This is a genomic window from Streptomyces sp. NPDC002176 (assembly GCF_044903645.1).
Lineage (GTDB): Bacteria > Actinomycetota > Actinomycetes > Streptomycetales > Streptomycetaceae > Streptomyces.
The window spans coordinates 355,590-372,395 of the sequence record NZ_JBJDQW010000003.1; the positions used below are offsets into that span (position 1 = coordinate 355,590).

The following is a 16,806-nucleotide window of genomic DNA, read 5'->3' on the forward strand; positions in this document are numbered from 1 at the left end:
ACCGAAGAGAGCGGCGCCGGGGATTCCCCGGCGCCGTTCCGTCAGAGCAGCACCTTCAGCCGTTCGGCCAGCAGGTCCCAGCGCCACTTCTCCTCGACCCAGGCACGGCCGCGCTCGCCCATCCGGCGGCGCAGCCCCTCGTCGGCGAGCAGGGCGGTGATCCGCTCGGCGGCCTCGGCGGGTTCGCCGCCCCGGACCACCCAGCCGGTCTCGCCGTCGAGCACGGCGTCCGGGGCGCCGCCGGAGTCCCCGGCGACGACGGGCAGCCCGGTCGCGGACGCCTCCAGGTAGACGATGCCGAGCCCCTCCACGTCCAGCCCGCCGCGCCGGGTGCGGCACGGCATGGCGAACACGTCCCCGGCGCCGTAGTGCGCGGGCAGCTCGGCCCAGGGCACCGCGCCGGTGAACCGTACGGAGTCCGCGACGCCGGTCTCGGCGGCCAGGCGGCGCAGGTCGGCCTCGTAGGGGCCGCCGCCGACGACGAGCAGCACGGCGTCCGGCTGGGCGGCGAGGATGTGCGGCATGGCCCGGATCAGGGTGTCCTGGCCCTTCCTCGGCACCAGCCGGGAGACGCACACCACGACCGGCCGGTCGGTGAGGCCGAGCCGGGCGCGCACCTCGTCCCCGCCGGAGCCGGGGTGGAAGGTCTTCTCGTCGACACCGGGCGGCAGCTGGACCATCCGTCCGGCCGCCTGAGGAGTGAGCGCGGCGGCGATCCGGGACCGGGTGTACTCGCCGAGGTAGGTGATCGTGTCGGTGGACTCGCCGATCCGGCGCAGCAGCCCGCGCGCACCCGGCAGCTGGGCCCAGCCCGCCTCGTGACCGTGGGTGGTGGCCACCAGCCGCTCGGCACCGGCCTGGCGCAGCGCGGGTGCCATCAGCCCGAGCGGCGCCGCCGCCCCGAACCACACCGAGGTGCAGCCGTGCTCACGCAGCAGCCCGACCGCCCGCCGGGTCGCCCCCGGGGTGGGCAGCAGCATGGTCGTACGGTCGCGTACGACGGTGAAGGGCTGCTCGGCGTCGAAGGCCGCGGTGGCCTCGGCGCCCTCGCGGCCGCGCTTCCAGGTGGAGGCGTACACGACGATCCGGTCCGGGTCCAGGCGCAGCGCCATGTTGTGCAGGAACGCCTGGATGCCGCCGGGGCGGGGCGGAAAGTCGTTGGTCACGATCAGGGTCTTGTGCATCGCCGCCGACCCTACCGGGTGGCCCGCCGGGGGCCGGGCCGGGCGGAGTCGGTGGCAGGGGCACGGCCGCAGAGGACATCATGAGCACTTCGACGCGTACAAGACACGACCGAACGGCAGGGGATCACGTGCACACGAAGGGCGCCGGGCGGTCCCTGGCGTGGCTCGCGGCGGTGTGGGCGGCGAGCCGTGCCGTCCTGCTGCTGACCGTGTTCAAGGTGATCACCGTCACGGGCCCGGACGTCACCTCGGACGTGTCGGTGATCTACCGCGGCTGGTACGAGGTCCTGCGTCAAGGAACGTTTCCGCTGGACGACGTCACCTGGCAGTACCCGCCCGCGGCGGCGCTGGCGGTCCTCTCCCCCGGCCTGCTGCCGTTCCTGGACTACACGGACGCGTTCTTCGTCCTGTGCTGCCTCACCGACCTCGCGGTGCTCTGCCTGCTGCTGCGCTACGGCCGCGGGCCGGGGCGGTCGCCGCGCGGGGCCTGGCTGTGGACGGCGGCCGTCCCGCTGCTCGGGCCCACGGTGTACGCGCGCTACGACGTGATGGTGACCGCCCTGGCCGTGGCCGCGCTGCTGGTGGCCGCCCGGCACCCGCGCGTGTTCGGGGTGCTGACCGCGCTCGGGGCGATGGTGAAGGTGTGGCCCGCGCTGCTGCTGACGGGCTCCTTCCGGCGCCGTCCGTGGGCGTCGGCGGCCGTGACGGCGGCCGGGCTCGCGGCACTGTTCGCGGTGTCGATGCCGGGCGCGTTCGCCTTCCTGACCTTCCAGCGGGACCGGGGCACCGAGGTGGAGTCGCTGGGCGCGCTGGTCTTCCATGTGGCCCGGCACTTCGGCTGGGAGGGCCAGGTGCTGCTGAACTACGGCTCGATCGAGTTCCTCGGCCCGTACGTCGGGGTGGTGAGCACGGCCGCGCTGGTGCTGACCGGGGCCGCGTTCGGCTGGCTGGTGCTGTGGCGGCTGCGGGTGGTCCGGACGGACGGACTGACGCTCCCCGAGGCCGCGTTCACGGCGGTGCTGCTGTTCACGGTGACCAGCCGGGTGATCAGCCCGCAGTATCTGGTGTGGCTGATCGGGCTGGCCGCGGTGTGCCTGACCCACCGCGCGTCCCGGATGACGGCGCCCGCGCTGATGGTGGCGGTGGCGTCCCTGGTCACGCTGCTGGAGTTCCCGATCGGGTTCATCCACGTGGTGACCAGCGACTGGTACGGCGTGACGCTGATGGTGGTGCGCAACGGCCTGCTGGTCGCCGCCTCCCTCGCGGCGGCCCGCCGCCTGTGGCGCTCCACGGTGTCCCCGGAACCGGCCGCGCCCGCCCCGGTCACGGCGGACCGCGCGGACGAGTCGCCGGTCGCGCCCTGAGGCTCAGCCCAGCTGGTCCCGGACGTAGTCCTGCCAGCGGGCGGTGAACTCCTCCGGGGTGGTGTCCAGCACCTGTTTCAGCGCCCCCTCGACCGCGCCCGGACGGGTGCGGTGGGCGCCGACGGCCCGGTAGAAGGCGCGCAGCTCCTCCTCGCCCCAGCGGTCGGCGATCATCCGGCAGGCCAGCCAGCCGGACTCGTAGGACCGCGCGAGGCCCGCCGGGTCCCCGGTGAAGCCGAAGTCCTTGTCGGCGGGGAGCGCGGCCGGGAGATGGCCGTCCGCGACGGCGCGGGTGAGTTCGGGGGCGGCCTCGGCCGGGGTGCGGCCGGTGTCGAGGTAGCCGGTCCAGTCCGCGTACCCCTCGGAGAGCCAGAGCGGGGTGGCGGCGGTGGTCGCGGAGCGGGTGGCGACATGGGTGGTCTCGTGAGTGAGCACGACCTGTTTGCCCAGGTCACCGAGGATGGCGTACGCCTCCGGGTTGACGACCACCCGGTCCGCCGGGGCCCGGTCGGCGCCCGGTGTCTCGGCGGTGGTGACGGCGGCGATGCCCCGGTACTGGGCGGCGGGCGAGCCGAGCAGCGCGGCCATGCCGTCCAGTGAGCGGGGCACCAGGACGACGACCCGCCGGGCCCAGCGCGCACCCCAGGCGCGGGAGACCGCGGGGACGGCGCGGTCGGCGAGCCGGGCGAAGCCGCGCAGCTCGGCGGTGCTCTGCCCGGTGCCCAGCACCAGGCTGTGCGCGCCGCTGACGGCGCTGACCGTGCCCTGGTCCCACAGCTGCTGTCCGGCGCCCTGCGCGGGCCCCTCGGCGGTGACGTACCAGCCGCCGTCCGCGGTGTGGCTCAGGGTGAGGGTGCGGCGGGCGATGACGGGGGCGGTGTCCTGTCCGGCGACCCGGTAGCGCAGTTCGGCGTCCGCGCTGGTGCCGTCGGCGCGCAGCGCGGTGATCCGGTAGGCCCAGGAGGCCAGCGGGAGCGCCCGGAGCCGGGTGTAGGGGATGCGGGTGCCGGTGGTGGCGTACGCGGCCTCGTCGTGGCCGAGCAGGGCGGTGGCCCGATGGTCCAGGACCCGCTGCACCTCGGCGCGTGCGCCGGAGTCCGGCGGCGGGTGGCCGCATCCGGCGAACGCCGGCAGGAGCAGCAGGCAGAGTCCCGCCGCCGCTGCTCGCCACGCTCCGTCCCGGCCGGCCACCGTCCGATCGTACGGGGTGCGGGGAGGGCTCAGGGCCGGGTCACCGCGGAGATCGGGAGCATGCCGACCCGGTCGTAGCGCACCGGCGCGCCGGGGTGGGGCGCGTGGATGACCTGGCCGTTGCCGACGTACATCGCCACATGGCTGGCGTCGGAGCGGTAGATCACCAGGTCGCCGGGGCGGGCCTGGGAGAGCGGGACGTGGTGTCCGGCGTTCCGCTGGGCCTGCGAGGTGCGCGGGAGCTGGACGCCGGCCCTGGCGTACGACCACTGCATCAGACCGGAACAGTCGAAGCCGGAGGGCCCGTTGGCGCCCCACACGTACGGGCGGCCGAGCGCGGAGCGGGCGGCGGCGAGCGCGGCGGTGGCACGGGGGTCGAGGCCGGTGAGGCCGGTGAGGTCGGCCCGGCCGGAGCGGGAGGCACGGTTGTAGTCGGCGCGGTCGGCGCCGGGCAGGGAGTCGAACAGCCGCCGGGCGCGGGCGAGTTTCTCCCGCACGCTCCGCTTGTGCGCGGCGACCGCCTTGCGGCCGCGCTCCAGGTCGCCGAGCTTGGCCTGCGCCTCGGCCCGCTCCTGGGCGAGGTCGCGCAGCGCGCCGCTCAGTTCGCGCAGCTGCCCGGCCTGGCGGGTGTCGATGCGGTCGACGACGGACGCCTTGTCGAGGTAGTCGTCGGGGTCGGCGGAGAACAGCAGGGCGACGGCCGGGTCGATGCCGCCGGAGCGGTATTCCGCCCCGGCGAGCGAACCCAGCTTCTCCCGCAGGGAGTTGACTCGCTGCTGGGTGCGGGCGATGTGGTCCTGGGCGGTGCGGACCTCGCGGCGGAGCTGGTCGGCGTGCTCGTCGGCCCGGTCGTAGTCCTCGGTGGCGCGCTCGGCGGCCGCGTAGAGCCGGTCCAGTTCGGCGCGGGCGCCGTCGCGTGGCGACGCGTGCGCGGCGGGTACGGCGCCGAGGGCGGCGGCCGCGGCCGACAGCACGCACAGGGCGGCGGCACCCCGGTCGCAGCCGGATGTTGCGGGACGGCGATGGGACGCCACGGCGGTCCTTCCCCTGGACGACGGGAAACGCGCCAGACAGTAGCCGCAGCGGCACCCACCGGCCAACGACCGCCGTGCGCACACACGGTGACGCCCCGACGCCGACGCAGGTCAGCGGCGGGGCGCCAGGGGTCGCGCGGTGCCGTGATTCGCCCGTTCGGGCGGGTGTGGCGAGGGTGTCAGACGCGGACGCCGAACATGAACGGGCCGCCGATGGTGCTCATCGACTCGTAGCGGACGACCGTGCCGGTGCGCGGGGCGTGCAGGATCTGGCCGTTGCCCGCGTAGAGACCGACGTGGTGGATGTCGTTGAAGAAGAAGACGAGGTCGCCGACCTGGAGGTCGCTCGTGGAGTAGATCCGGGTGCCGATGTTGGCCTGGGACTCGGAGGTGCGCGGGATGGAGACACCGGCCTGGGCGTAGGCCCAGGAGGTCAGACCCGAGCAGTCGAAGGTGGCCGTGCCGGTGGCGCCGTAGGAGTACGGCTTGCCGATCTGGCTCTGCGCGGCGGAGAACGCGGCTCCGGCGCGGCCCGAGGCGGGGACGGCGTTGCCGAGCTGGACGCGCTCGCTCGAGGAGCGGTCGGCGCGCTGCTGTTCGGCGGCGAGGGCCTGCTTCTCCTTGGCGGTCAGGGTGTTGAGCAGGCGCTGCGCGTCGCCCAGCTTGCCCTGGACCTCCTTCTTCTTCTTGCCCAGCTCGGTGCGGGTGGCGGCGAGGTCCTTGAGCTTCTCGGTGGCCTCGGCGCGGTCCTGGGCGAGTTCGCGCTGCTTGTCCTGGATCTTCTTCAGCGCCTCGACCTGCTGACCGCTCAACTGGTCGAGCGTGGACGCCTTGTCGAGGTAGTCGTCCGGGTCGGCGGAGAGGAAGAGCTGCACCGAGGGGTCGATGCCGCCGCTGCGGTACTGGGCGGTGGCCATCGAACCGAGGCCGTCGCGCAGGTTGTTCAGGTCCTGCTGGCCGCGGGCGACGTTGTCCTGGATGGTGGAGATCTCCTTCTGGAGCTTCTCCTGCTTCTCCTTGGCGCCGTTGTACTTCTCGGTGGCCTGCTCGGCCTGCTCGTAGAGCTTGTCGACCTGCGCCTTGACCTCGGTCTTGCCGGGCTTCTCGCTCGGGGCTGCGTTGGCCGCGTTCGCGCTGAGCGCGACGGCGGCGGCTGCCGCGGTGGTCAGCACGGTGATACGCGTGCGGCTCGGCTGCTTGGGTCGACGATGGGACGCCACGGAGGACGAACTCCTTCTTGTGAGTGATCACCCGCTCGGAGGTTCGAACCGACCCTAGTGACCTAGTTGTGATCAGTTCAAATCCTCACAGCAAAAAATCCAGTCCCTCGCTGCATTCTTTGCACTCAACGCACAGCATGTGACGTCAGGTTGACCCTGTGTCTCCCACAGACGCCGTCAATCCGGGCATGCGGCACGTCCGTTGGGCGTTCAGGACAGTCGCTTGAGAAGTACCGCAGAGGCCACCGGGCGCGCTCCGGCGCGCGCGACGCCGTCCGCCACCTCGCGGTCGGTGGAGGCCACGATGACCGGACGGCCGGGCGGTTCGGCGCGCACCAGCTGACGGATCAGCTCGTCGGCCGTCACCCCCGGCTTGGAGAACAGCACCCTGACCCCGCGCGGCGGCGCGAGCAGCACCGGCGCGACCAGTTCGGCGCCGTCGAAGACACAGGTGACCTCGGCGCCGGTCTGCGCGGCGAGCGCGGAGAGCTGGCCGAGGAGTCTGAGCCGCTGCTTCTCCAGCGGCATCTGCGGATAGCCGGTCTTGGTGACGTTGTAGCCGTCGACCACCAGATGGGCCTGCGGCAGGGCCAGCAACTGGTCGAGGATCGCGGGGTCGTGCTCGGACAGGGCGCGGGCGGCGATGTCCTTCGGGCTCATCCGGCCCGGCTCGACCGCGTCCACGGTCTCGGCCGGGCGCACCGACACCGGCGGCAGCGCCAGTTCCCGGCGCAGCCCCTGGGCGGCCTCCAGCACGGTGTCGAGCAGCAGCCGTACCCGCATGTCCTCCACGCTGCGGCCCTCGCGGACCGCGCGGCGGGTCGCCTCCAGGGCGGCCTCCGACTCGCCGAGGCGGGTCTTCAGCCGACGGGACTCGCTCTCGGCGGCCGAGACGGCGACCTGGCCCTCGGCCCGCACCGACTCGGTCTCGGCGCGCTCCTTGCGCAGCGCGGCCTCGCCGCGCTTGACGTCGCTCAGGGCCGAGCGCAGCTTGCGGTGCAGCGCGTCGGTCTCCTTCTTGGCCGCGTCCAGTTCGGCGCGCAGCCGAGCGGTCTCGGTACGGGCGTGGTCGCGGGCCTGGGCCAGCTCCTCGCGCAGCCGCTCCAGCTCGGCCCGGCTCTCGTCGTCCGCGCGCTCGGCGTCCGCGCGCTGGGCCTCCTCACCGGCCGCGGCGACCAGCTTGGCCCAGCCCGTCGGGCGCAGCACATAGGCGGCGGCCGCGACATCCAGCGGGTCGGCGGCCGGGGGCGGGGAGCCCGCTTCCAGGGCGCCGCACAGCTCCGGCTGGGTCTCCTTGTAACGCTCGCCGATCCGCTGCCGGAAGAGGCGTTCCGTCTCCAGCGCGGCCGCCATCGCGGACCCGGCGAACTTGGCCCGCCGGTTCGGGGTGAACCGGGCGTACTGCCGCAGCTGGGCGGGCAGTTCGGCCATGGTCAGGGCACCGAAGGCGTCCGAGACGATTCTCACGACCCGGCGGCGCACGCCGTCGGGCAGCGGACGGTCAAGCACCTCGGCGGTGCCGTCCTCCGGCCCCCCGTCCGCGGTCTCCACCATCCGTCACACCCCAATGCCCGACATGCCCGACCCACCTGTTCCGTCCCGCGCGGCGCGCCCCGCCCTCCTAGGAGGCGGTGCCCGGCCTGTCCACGAGTTCCACCTGGTCCACCGCGTTGCACCAGCGGCAGCGGACCGACTCGATGGTCTCACTGACCACCTCGCGTTCCTCGACGGTCGGCTCTCCGGCCAGGTCGAGGTGGACGTACTCGACGGCCTTGGAGGAGCGGGTCACGTCGAACCGGGTGAGGTTGCCGCACAGGGTGCAGCGCCAGCGTGTCGTGGCGGTCGGCGGAGGAACCGTCATCGTGCAGCTCGCTTCCTTCTCGTCGCTTGGGTGGCCGGTCGCGCGCCGGGTCCCGGCACGTGTGGCCGTAACCCTACGGCCTGCCGGGTGTTCGCCGCCCGCCTGTCCGAAGCGGCGAGGCGGTCTGTACCAGTGCGTCCGGTTACGTCATGCTCTGTATTCATGATCAGAGAGTGGAGCACGACCGCCGCCCGGACCGTCAGGGCGGTCCGGGGCACCCCGGCGCCGCTGACGTACGGCCTCATCGCCCTGTGCTGCCTGATCTTCCTGCTGGGCCCGGCCTCCGGCTTCACCCGCGCGTACGGCACCGGGGAGACGCTGCTCGCGGCACAGCGGGCGTACTTCCGGCACTGGGGGGTGATCCCGGCCGGCCTCTTCGCGGAGCCGGTGCGCGAGGCGCTCACGCCGGTGACCGCGCTGTTCGTGCACGGCAGCTGGGTGCATCTGCTCGGCAACATGCTCTTCCTCTTCGTCTTCGGCGTGCTGACCGAGGAACGGATGGGCCGCGTCGAGTTCACCCTGTTCTACGTCGGCTGCGGCTACCTCGCCCTGCTCGGGTACGCGCTCGCCAACGCGGACTCCGAGCAGTCCCTGGTCGGTGCCTCGGGCGCCATCTCGGCGGTCCTCGGCGCGTTCCTCCACCTCTTTCCGCGGGCCCGTGTCACCAGTCTCCTCCCGTTCCTGTTCTTCCTCCCGTTGCGCTTCCCGGCCTGGGTGGTGCTGCCCTTCTGGGCCGCCCTCCAGTGGTACGCGGCGGGCCGCGCGCCCGAGGGCCCCGGCGTCGCCTACCTCGCCCATGTGATCGGCTTCTGCCTGGGCTTCGGCTACGCCTGGCTGCGGTACGGGCGCAAGCAGCGCGAGAAGGACGGTCCGGGCGAGGCTAGAGTTGGGCCCGCCCCGGCTCCGGCGTCCAAGGGAGAGAACCAGCCGTGATCACCGCGATCGTCCTGATCAAGACCAGCGTGGACCGGATTCCGGAGATCGCCGAACAGATCGCCGCGCTGGAGAGCGTGAGCGAGGTCTTCTCCGTCACCGGCACCTACGACCTGATCGCCATGGTCCGCGTGGCCCGCCACGAGGACCTCGCCGAGGTCATCCCCGGCCGCATCAGCAAGATCCAGGGCGTGGAGGGCACCGACACCCACGTCGCCTTCCGCACCTACTCCCAGCACGACCTGGAAGCGGCCTTCGCGATCGGCCTCGACAGCTAGCCGGACGGCCTCAGCTCTCCGGGACGCAGCGGCCGTTCTCCGTGCGGTAGGTCCACTTCGCACCCCGCGTGACCAGTTCGCGTACCGCCGTCACGAAGCGGGTGACGTCCTCGTCCGGGGTGCCCGCGCCGAAGCTGACGCGGAGGGCGTTCAGGGTCCCGGTGCCGCAGCCGCTCTGCTCGGCGGGGCCGGTGCCCAGGAGCGCGTGCACCAGGGGGTGGGCGCAGAAGAGGCCGTCGCGGACGCCGATGCCGTACTCGGCGGAGAGCGCGGCGGCGAGGTGGGAGCTGTTCCAGCCGTCGACGACGAAGGACAGCACACCGACCCGCGGGGCGTCGTCGCCGAAGAGGGAGAGCACCCGCACCTGGCGCACCTCGGCGAGGCCCGCGCGGAGCAGCCCGAGCAGCCTCCGCTCCCGGGCGGCCAGCGCCTCGGGGCCCGCCTCGGTGAGCGCACGGCAGGCCGAGGCGATCGAGTAGGCGCCGATGACATTGGGGGAACCCGCCTCGTGCCGGGCGGCGCCCTCGTGCCACTCCACCTCCACCCCGCCGTCCGCGCGCCGGGCCACCGTGCGGCTGGCGCCGCCGCCCGCGAGGTACGGCTCGGCCGCGGTGAGCCAGTCGGCCCGCCCGGCCAGCACCCCGGAGCCGAACGGCGCGTACAGCTTGTGCCCGGAGAACGCGATCCAGTCGACGTCCAGCTCCCGCACGCTCACCGGCCGGTGCGGCACCAGCTGGGCGGCGTCCAGGACGATCCGCGCCCCGGACGCGTGCGCGACCGCCGCCAGTTCACGCACCGGCCACAGCTCACCGGTGACATTGGAGGCGCCGGTGACGCAGACCAGCGCGGGGCGCGCGGTGTCCCGGGCGGCGAGGGCCCGCTCCAGGGTGCGCACGGCCGCCTCGGGAGTGCGCGGGGCGTCCAGGAAGGTCACGTCGGCCTCGCGCCAGGGCAGCAGCGCGGCGTGGTGCTCGGTCTCGAAGACGTACACCTCGCACCCGGCGGGCAGCGCGCGGGCCAGCAGGTTCAGCGAGTCCGTGGTGGACCGGGTGAAGACCACCTGGTCGTCGTCCCGGCAGTCGAGGAACTCCGCGACCGTGCGGCGGGCGTTCTCGAACAGCTCGGTGGAGAGCTGCGAGAGGTGCCCGGCACCCCGGTGCACGCTGCCGTAGTAGGGGACGTAGGCGGCGATGTCGTCCCAGACCCGCTGGAGGGCGGGGGCGCTGGCGGCGTAGTCGAGCGCGGCGTAGCCCACCTCGCCCCCGGTGACGAGCGGCACGGTGACGTCCCGGCCGAGCACCGGCAGCGGAGCGGACAGGGTCTCGGCGGGGGCGGGGGCGGGGGCGAAGGCGGTGGAGACGGACATGGCTGAACTCCCGTGAGGCAGGCCGGAGTCACCGCGGGCGCAGGGCATGCGGGCGCGGCACCGGAAGGCGCGGAAAAGAGAGAAAAGGGGTGTGCGGAGGCGGGGCTCGGCGGCCCTAGCGCATTCGCTTGCTCACGGAAGAAGGCTCCCTCGTACGACCAGGACCCCTGGTTCTTCGAGGGGTCCGCGCTTGCCGTGGACCTTCTGGACCACGGCCTGGTCCTCACCCGGAGCACCCCGCCACGGACGGAGGGTTGCCGGACAGCCGGCCGGGGCCGCATGGCTGTCGCTCATGACCTGACACGCAAGCTATCCGGACGGATCACCCGGCGCAACCGGCGTCCGGATGCCGGAACGCCGACGCGGCGGAGAGCCACCGCTCCCCGCCGCGCCGAAACGACATCCGCTACCGGTTGCTCGCGGCCACCCAGCGCTCCAGCGTGCGCGCCGCGGCACCGGAGTCGATGGACTCGGCGGCCCGCGCCATGCCCGCCCGCAGCTGGTCGGCCAGCGGCTCCCCCGTCGGGTCCAGCGCGACCAGCGCGGCCGCCGAGTTCAGCAGCACCGCGTCCCGCACCGGCCCCCGCTCGCCCTCCAGCACCTGCCGGGCCACCATCGCGTTGTACGCCGGGTCGCCGCCGCGCAGCGCCTCCACCGGCACCAGCTCGATGCCGACGTCACGCGGGTCGAAGACCTCCTCGGTGACCTTGCCGTCGCGCACGATCCACACCCGCGAGGGCGCGGTGGTGGTCAGCTCGTCCAGGCCGTCCTCGCCCCGGAAGACCAGCGAGGAGTTGCCGCGCTCGGCGAAGACGCCCGCCACGATCGGCGCCATGGCGAGGTTCGCCACGCCCACCGCCTGGGACCGCACCCGCGCCGGGTTGGTCAGCGGACCGATGACGTTGAAGACCGTACGGATGCCCAGCTGGCCGCGGGCGGCGCCGACATGACGCAGCGCCGGGTGGAACTTGACCGCGAAGCAGAAGGTGATCCCCGCCTCCTCCGCGACCTCCGCCACCCGCTTCGGCGTCAGCTCCAGGTTCACCCCGAGCCGCTCCAGCACGTCCGAGGAACCGGAGGCCGAGGACGCGGCCCGGTTGCCGTGCTTGATGACCTTCGCACCGGTACCGGCGACCACGATGGAGGACATCGTGGAGATGTTCACCGTCTTGGCGCCGTCCCCGCCGGTGCCGACGATGTCCACGGTCCGGCCGGGCACCTCGATCACATTGGCGTGCTCGTACATCGCCCGGACGATCCCGGTGATCTCCTCGACCGTCTCGCCCTTGGCCCGCAGCGCCACCAGGAAGCCCGCGATCTGGGCGTCCGTGGCCTCGCCGCGCATGATCCGGTCCATCGCCCAGGCGGTGGCGTCCGCGCTCTGGTCCCGGCCCTCCAGCAGGGCGTTCAGTACCTCGGGCCAGGAACGGCCCGCCGCGGTGTCGCCTCCAGCGGGGGTCACAGCGCTCATCAGCCGCTCCTGGGTGTGAGGGAAAGGGCTCTCGCGGGACACATGGGGTGCCCGGTCCCACCTTATCCAGCCTGAACAGGGCGAAGGGCCCCGCCGGTGTTCCGGACGGGGCCCTTCGGCCGTGGTGTGGCGACGCGGGGATCAGTGGTGGCCGTGGCCGCTCGTGATCTCCTTGTACTCGTCGACGGTCGCCTTCGGGATCTGGTTGTCCTCGCCGTAGTAGGCGTTGGACAGCTTGACCCGGAGTCGCTCGGCGGGCTTCACCTTGCGCTCGACCCCGTTCTCGTCGACCGTGGGGCCGATCTCGGCGGGCTCGTACTGGTGGTGCGCCGTCAGGGTGTGCAGCTGCTCCTGGCTGAGCGGCTCGTGCACCTCGATGAACTCACCGTGCGGCAGGCGCTTGATGATGCCGGTCTCGCGGCCGTGCAGCACCTTCTCCTTGTCCCGGCGCTGGAGGCCGAGGCAGATCCGCTTGGTGACGATGAACGCGATCACCGGTCCGGCGAAGAAGAAGATCCGGACGAACCAGGTGACCTGGTTGATCGACAGGTGGAAGTGGGTGGCCCACAGGTCGTTGCCACCGCCGACCAGACCGATCATGTACACCGTGACCCAGGCGACGCCGAACGCGGTACGCGTCGGGGCGTTGCGCGGGCGGTCCAGGATGTGGTGCTCGCTCTTGTCGCCGGTGACCCAGGACTCGATGAACGGGTAGACGGCGATGGCCATCAGCACGACACCGAACAGGACCAGCGGGATGAACACGCCCAGGACCAGCGTGTGGCCCCAGAAGTTGATCTCCCAGCCCGGCATGTAGCGGACCAGACCCTCGGCGAAGCCCATGTACCAGTCGGGCTGGGCGCCGGTGGAGACCTGGTCGGGCCGGTACGGGCCCATCGCCCAGATCGGGTTGATCTGCGCGACCGCCGCGATGGCCGCGATGACACCGAAGACCAGGAAGAAGAAGCCTCCGGCCTTGGCCATGTACACCGGCAGCAGCGGCATGCCGACGACGTTGGTCTCCTTCTTCCCCGGACCCGCGAACTGCGTGTGCTTGTGGTAGAAGACCAGGATCAGGTGCGCCACCATCAGGCCGAGCATGATGCCCGGCAGCAGCAGGATGTGGATCGAGTAGAACCGGGCCACGAAGTCGTGGCCGGGGAACTCGCCGCCGAAGAGGAAGAACGAGATGTACGTGCCGACGATCGGCATGGACAGGATCGCGCCCTCGGTGAAGCGCACACCGGTGCCGGAGAGCAGGTCGTCCGGGAGCGAGTAACCGGTGAAACCGGTGAACATGCCGAGGACGAACAGCAGGAAGCCGAACAGCCAGTTGACCTCACGCGGCTTGCGGAACGCACCCGTGAAGAACACGCGCATCATGTGCACGAACATGCCCGCGAGGAAGATCAGCGCGGCCCAGTGGTGGATCTGCCGGATGAGCAGACCACCGCGCACATCGAAGGAGATGTGCAGGGTCGAGTTGAACGCCTCCGACATCAGCTGTCCCTGGAGCGGGACGTAACTGCCGTGGTACTCCACCTCGTTCATCGACGGGTGGAAGAACAGCGTCAGATACACACCGGTCAGGATGATGATGAGGAAGCTGTACATGCAGACTTCGCCCAGCATGAACGACCAGTGGTCGGGGAAGACCTTGCGCATGTTGGCCTTGGCCAGGGAGTAGATCCCCAGCCGGCCGTCGGCCCAGTCGGCTACGCGCTCGCCGGCCGGGGCCTTCCCGCGTGAGCGGGACGCGTCGTTGTTCGCAGTACTCATCCGCGCTCCCAGAATGCAGGACCGACGGGCTCCGCGAAGTCGCCGAGCGCTTCGAGGTAACCCTCGTCGTTCACGGCGATGCGAAGCTGCGGCAGGGCGTGACCGGCAGGGCCGAAGATCACTCGGGCACCGTCGGAGAGGTCGAAGGTGGACTGGTGGCACGGGCACAGTACGTGGTGCGTCTGCTGCTCGTACAGGGAGATCGGGCAGCCCACGTGGGTGCAGATCTTCGAGAAGGCGACGATGCCCTCGTGGGACCAGGCCAGTTCCTGCTTGTCCTTGATGTCGTTCGGCTGGAGCCGGACGATCATCAGGGCGGCCTTGGCGATCTGGTCCTGGAAGTCCTCGTCCGTCTCCTCCAGGCCCTCGGGCTTGGCGAAGGTCAGCGAGCCGACGGCCACGTCCTCGGGACGCAGCGGCTGGTTGGTGTTGACGTTGACGAGGAGCTTGCCCTTCGCCCACAGCGTGTGGCGGAGCGAGTTGTGGGGCAGCGGGCCGAGGTCGCGCAGCAGCATGACACCGGAGAGCGGCACCATCGCGAGCGCGCCGAACATGGTGTTGCGGATCAGCTTGCGACGGCCGATCCCCGACTCCTCGGCACCCTGGCGGAAGTCGTCGAAGACCTGCGCCCGGACCGTCGGCTCGGCCGCGATCGGGTGACGCTCGGCGGTCATCTCCACGTCGGACATCAGGGTGCGCGCCCAGTGGACGGCACCCGCGCCGATGCAGAACAGCGCCGTACCGAGGGTCAGGCCCAGCGCGAAGTTCAGCGCGCTGACGTGCCCGATCGGGAAGACGAAGATCGACTTGTCGTGCGGGATGGTCACGTACGACGCGATGAAGCCGAGGGTGGCCAGCATCGAGACCGTGAACAGCAGGGCGACCGACCGCTCGGACCGCTTGGCGGCCCGCTCGTCGATGTCCTGGGCACGGTGCTCGTGCGGCGGGAGCCCCGGATCGGCGAACGGGGTCTCCTCGTCCGCGACGCTCACCGAGCCGTGCGGGTGGTCCTGCGCGGCGGGCAGGTTCTCTTCTGGAATGTCTTGGCTACTCATGACTTCTTGGCCTTTGCGGTCCGAGCGGCGACCCAGACGGCGACCGCGATCAGCGCGCCGAGGCCGAAGATCCAGGCGAACAGGCCCTCACTGACCGGCCCGAGGCCGCCCAGCTCCATGCCGCCGGGGTTCTCGGTCTCGCTGCCGTTGACCGCGTTCAGGTACGCGATGATGTCCTTCTTGTTCTTCTCCGTCATGGTGGTGTCGGGGAAGGACGGCATGTTCTGCGGGCCCGTCTGCATGGCCTCGTAGATGTGCTTCGGGTCGACGCCCTCGAGGCTCGGGGCGTACTTGCCCTTGGTGAGGGCACCACCCTTGCCGGTGAAGTTGTGGCACTGCGCGCAGTTGGTGCGGAACAGCTCGCCACCCATGGCGATGTCCGCGCCGTCCTTGGAGTACTGCTCCTTCGTGGGCACGTTCGGCCCGGCGCCCAGCGACGCGACGTACGCGGCGAGCTGGTCGATCTCGGCCTGGCTGTAGATCACCTTCTTGCTGGGGATCTGGGCCATCTGCGAGCTGGAGGCGGGCATCCGGCCGGTGCCGACCTGGAAGTCGACCGCGGCGGCGCCGACCCCGACCAGGCTCGGGCCGTCGGAGGTTCCCTGGCCACCGGTGCCGTGGCAGCTTGCGCAGCCCACCGAGTAGAGCTTCTGGCCCTCCTTGATGGTCAGGGACTGGGAGGTTTCATCGGCCTGCGCCTTGCCCGCGGGCGCGAACGCGGCGTACAGCCCCCCAGTGGCCGCCAGCGCGAGGAGTAGGACGACGACCGCCGCCAGCGGATGGCGTCGTCGTGCGGAGAGCTTTTTCACGGATTACCCCGGTGTCAGGATCTTCTGCGTCGGTGCTTCTGGATGTGCGGGACGTATCCCCGCTACTTGATCAGGTAGATCGTGGCGAAGAGGCCGATCCAGACCACATCGACGAAGTGCCAGTAGTAGGACACGACGATGGCGGCGGTCGCCTGCTCGTGAGTGAACCTCTTCGCCGCGTAGGTGCGGCCGAGGACCAGCAGGAAGGCGATGAGGCCGCCCGTCACGTGCAGGCCGTGGAAGCCGGTGGTCAGGTAGAACACGGAGCCGTATACGTCGGAGGACAGCGAGATGCCGTCCTTCTTCACCAGTTCCGTGTACTCGAAGATCTGTCCGCCGATGAAGATCGCACCCATGATGAAGGTGACGATGAACCATCCGCGGAGCTTCTTCACGTCCCCGCGCTCGGCGGCGAACACGCCGAGCTGGCAGGTCAGGGAGGAGAGCACCAGGATCGTGGTGTTCGTCGCGGAGAAGGGCACGTTGAGCGCGTGCGCCATCTCCTTCCAGTGATCCAGTCCGGTCACCGATCGAGCGGTGAAGTACATCGCGAAGAGGGCCGCGAAGAACATCAGCTCGGAACTCAGCCAAATGATGGTTCCGACGCTGGTGAGGTTCGGCCGGTTGACCGAGGGGTGCGCGTGCCCGGTGTCTACTGTCGTTGCTGTCGCCACGACCGACATTATGTCGGTCGCTTATCTCGCCCTCACTCCGGGGGTGCCGTTCGGAGTGTCTTCGCCTGTCGTACCGGTGTTGACGTGCTGCCCGGGGGAGTAACATCCGCCCCGGAAAAGCCCGTCCGCAAGACGCCGACGTCTCGGAGGAAGCATGCAGCCGACCGCCACCGTGCTGGTGTACAGCGACGACTCCAACACCCGCGAACAGGTACGGCTCGCCGCCGGGCGGCGGCCCGCTCCGGACGTCCCGCTGGTGGAGTTCGTCGAGTGCGCCACGCCCGAGGCCGTGGTGCGCGAGGTGGACCGGGGCGGGATCGACGTGTGCGTGCTGGACGGCGAGGCGGTGCCCATGGGCGGCATGGGGGTGTGCCGCCAGCTCAAGGACGAAGTCTTCGACTGCCCGCCGGTGTTGCTGCTGATGGGCCGCCCCCAGGACGCCTGGCTGGCGACCTGGAGCCGGGCCGACGCGGCGGTGACGCTGCCGGTCGACCCGATGGAGTTCGCGGAGGCGCTGGCCTCCCTGCTGCGCCGCAAGCGCCTCCAGAACGCCTAGGACGGCCCGCTGAGGGGGCGCGGGGCCCCGT

General features: G+C 71.5%; 16 protein-coding genes and 1 riboswitch. Of the genes, 4 read left to right on the forward strand and 12 right to left on the reverse strand.

All coding sequences use genetic code 11. The features are described from left to right. Positions 1 to 41: 41 nt before the first annotated feature. Positions 42 to 1,184 (reverse strand): glycosyltransferase family 4 protein, encoded by a 1,143-nt coding sequence (locus ACI2LY_RS15415; protein ID WP_404707574.1) that lies wholly within the window; start codon positions 1,182 to 1,184, stop codon positions 42 to 44. Positions 1,185 to 1,312: 128 nt separating this feature from the next. Between ACI2LY_RS15415 and ACI2LY_RS15420 the strand changes: the two genes are divergently transcribed. Beyond that, entirely contained in the window at positions 1,313 to 2,548 is a 1,236-nt protein-coding gene (locus ACI2LY_RS15420; protein WP_404707575.1) for a glycosyltransferase 87 family protein, read from the forward strand. Positions 2,549 to 2,551: 3 nt separating this feature from the next. On the opposite strand, the gene ACI2LY_RS15425 is transcribed toward ACI2LY_RS15420, so the two are convergent. The 5 genes from ACI2LY_RS15425 to ACI2LY_RS15445 all read right to left on the reverse strand — a co-directional run bounded on the left by ACI2LY_RS15425 (position 2,552) and on the right by ACI2LY_RS15445 (position 7,854). Further along, on the reverse strand, positions 2,552 to 3,739 hold the full coding sequence (locus tag ACI2LY_RS15425; protein ID WP_404707576.1) for a hypothetical protein: 1,188 nt from the start codon (positions 3,737 to 3,739) through the stop codon (positions 2,552 to 2,554). 29 nt (positions 3,740 to 3,768) lie between these two features. Further along, positions 3,769 to 4,773, reverse strand: a complete 1,005-nt coding sequence (locus tag ACI2LY_RS15430; RefSeq protein WP_404707577.1) for an NlpC/P60 family protein — start codon at positions 4,771 to 4,773, stop codon at positions 3,769 to 3,771. Positions 4,774 to 4,952: 179 nt separating this feature from the next. After that, positions 4,953 to 5,993: an NlpC/P60 family protein gene (locus ACI2LY_RS15435; protein WP_404707578.1), complete on the reverse strand. Its 1,041-nt coding sequence runs from the start codon at positions 5,991 to 5,993 to the stop codon at positions 4,953 to 4,955. Positions 5,994 to 6,203: 210 nt separating this feature from the next. Further along, positions 6,204 to 7,547, reverse strand: coding sequence for an NYN domain-containing protein (locus ACI2LY_RS15440; protein WP_404707579.1), 1,344 nt, complete (start codon positions 7,545 to 7,547; stop codon positions 6,204 to 6,206). Positions 7,548 to 7,614: 67 nt separating this feature from the next. Continuing rightward, positions 7,615 to 7,854 carry a hypothetical protein gene (locus ACI2LY_RS15445; protein WP_361655176.1) on the reverse strand — a complete coding sequence of 80 codons (240 nt, stop codon included), beginning with the start codon at positions 7,852 to 7,854 and terminating at the stop codon, positions 7,615 to 7,617. A 162-nt stretch (positions 7,855 to 8,016) separates the two neighbouring features. Here ACI2LY_RS15445 and ACI2LY_RS15450 point away from each other — a divergent pair, with 162 nt between their 5' ends. Further along, on the forward strand, positions 8,017 to 8,787 hold the full coding sequence (locus ACI2LY_RS15450; protein ID WP_404707580.1) for a rhomboid family intramembrane serine protease: 771 nt from the start codon (positions 8,017 to 8,019) through the stop codon (positions 8,785 to 8,787). Next, positions 8,784 to 9,065, forward strand: a complete 282-nt coding sequence (locus ACI2LY_RS15455; RefSeq protein WP_031179902.1) for an Lrp/AsnC family transcriptional regulator — start codon at positions 8,784 to 8,786, stop codon at positions 9,063 to 9,065. Before ACI2LY_RS15450 ends, ACI2LY_RS15455 begins: the two co-directional genes overlap by 4 nt. A 10-nt stretch (positions 9,066 to 9,075) precedes the next feature. On the opposite strand, the gene ACI2LY_RS15460 is transcribed toward ACI2LY_RS15455, so the two are convergent. The 6 genes from ACI2LY_RS15460 to ACI2LY_RS15485 form a co-directional block, all read right to left on the reverse strand. Further along, positions 9,076 to 10,431: an aminotransferase class V-fold PLP-dependent enzyme gene (locus ACI2LY_RS15460; protein WP_404707581.1), complete on the reverse strand. Its 1,356-nt coding sequence runs from the start codon at positions 10,429 to 10,431 to the stop codon at positions 9,076 to 9,078. A 181-nt stretch (positions 10,432 to 10,612) separates the two neighbouring features. Further along, a riboswitch (SAM riboswitch) is annotated at positions 10,613 to 10,729 on the reverse strand. A 108-nt stretch (positions 10,730 to 10,837) separates the two neighbouring features. Continuing rightward, positions 10,838 to 11,902 (reverse strand): anthranilate phosphoribosyltransferase, encoded by a 1,065-nt coding sequence (gene trpD, locus ACI2LY_RS15465; protein WP_393597050.1) that lies wholly within the window; start codon positions 11,900 to 11,902, stop codon positions 10,838 to 10,840. Between the two features lie 141 nt (positions 11,903 to 12,043). Then, entirely contained in the window at positions 12,044 to 13,681 is a 1,638-nt protein-coding gene (locus tag ACI2LY_RS15470) for a cytochrome bc complex cytochrome b subunit (protein WP_404707582.1), read from the reverse strand. After that, a complete protein-coding gene (locus ACI2LY_RS15475) occupies positions 13,678 to 14,736 on the reverse strand; it encodes a Rieske 2Fe-2S domain-containing protein (RefSeq protein WP_404707583.1) in 1,059 nt (352 codons plus the stop codon). The genes ACI2LY_RS15470 and ACI2LY_RS15475 overlap by 4 nt, the downstream gene beginning before the upstream one ends. Further along, positions 14,733 to 15,545 (reverse strand): c-type cytochrome, encoded by an 813-nt coding sequence (locus tag ACI2LY_RS15480; RefSeq protein ID WP_388992566.1) that lies wholly within the window; start codon positions 15,543 to 15,545, stop codon positions 14,733 to 14,735. The genes ACI2LY_RS15475 and ACI2LY_RS15480 overlap by 4 nt, the downstream gene beginning before the upstream one ends. 62 nt (positions 15,546 to 15,607) lie before the next feature. Next, complete coding sequence (locus tag ACI2LY_RS15485) at positions 15,608 to 16,228, reverse strand: heme-copper oxidase subunit III (protein WP_161147036.1); 621 nt, start codon at positions 16,226 to 16,228, stop codon at positions 15,608 to 15,610. A gap of 145 nt (positions 16,229 to 16,373) precedes the next feature. On the opposite strand from ACI2LY_RS15485, the gene ACI2LY_RS15490 reads away from it, so the two are divergent. Then, positions 16,374 to 16,775: a hypothetical protein gene (locus tag ACI2LY_RS15490; RefSeq protein ID WP_393911160.1), complete on the forward strand. Its 402-nt coding sequence runs from the start codon at positions 16,374 to 16,376 to the stop codon at positions 16,773 to 16,775. Positions 16,776 to 16,806: the final 31 nt, after the last annotated feature.

Coding starts and splice junctions, on each gene's coding strand:
- ACI2LY_RS15415 (WP_404707574.1), bottom strand. CDS start 1,184: ATGCACAAGACCCTGATCGTGACCAACGACTTTCCGCCCCGCCCCGGC.
- ACI2LY_RS15440 (WP_404707579.1), bottom strand. CDS start 7,547: ATGGTGGAGACCGCGGACGGGGGGCCGGAGGACGGCACCGCCGAGGTG.
- ACI2LY_RS15445 (WP_361655176.1), bottom strand. CDS start 7,854: ATGACGGTTCCTCCGCCGACCGCCACGACACGCTGGCGCTGCACCCTG.
- ACI2LY_RS15450 (WP_404707580.1), top strand. CDS start 8,017: ATGATCAGAGAGTGGAGCACGACCGCCGCCCGGACCGTCAGGGCGGTC.
- ACI2LY_RS15460 (WP_404707581.1), bottom strand. CDS start 10,431: ATGTCCGTCTCCACCGCCTTCGCCCCCGCCCCCGCCCCCGCCGAGACC.
- trpD (WP_393597050.1), bottom strand. CDS start 11,902: ATGAGCGCTGTGACCCCCGCTGGAGGCGACACCGCGGCGGGCCGTTCC.
- ACI2LY_RS15470 (WP_404707582.1), bottom strand. CDS start 13,681: ATGAGTACTGCGAACAACGACGCGTCCCGCTCACGCGGGAAGGCCCCG.
- ACI2LY_RS15475 (WP_404707583.1), bottom strand. CDS start 14,736: ATGAGTAGCCAAGACATTCCAGAAGAGAACCTGCCCGCCGCGCAGGAC.
- ACI2LY_RS15485 (WP_161147036.1), bottom strand. CDS start 16,228: ATGTCGGTCGTGGCGACAGCAACGACAGTAGACACCGGGCACGCGCAC.
- ACI2LY_RS15490 (WP_393911160.1), top strand. CDS start 16,374: ATGCAGCCGACCGCCACCGTGCTGGTGTACAGCGACGACTCCAACACC.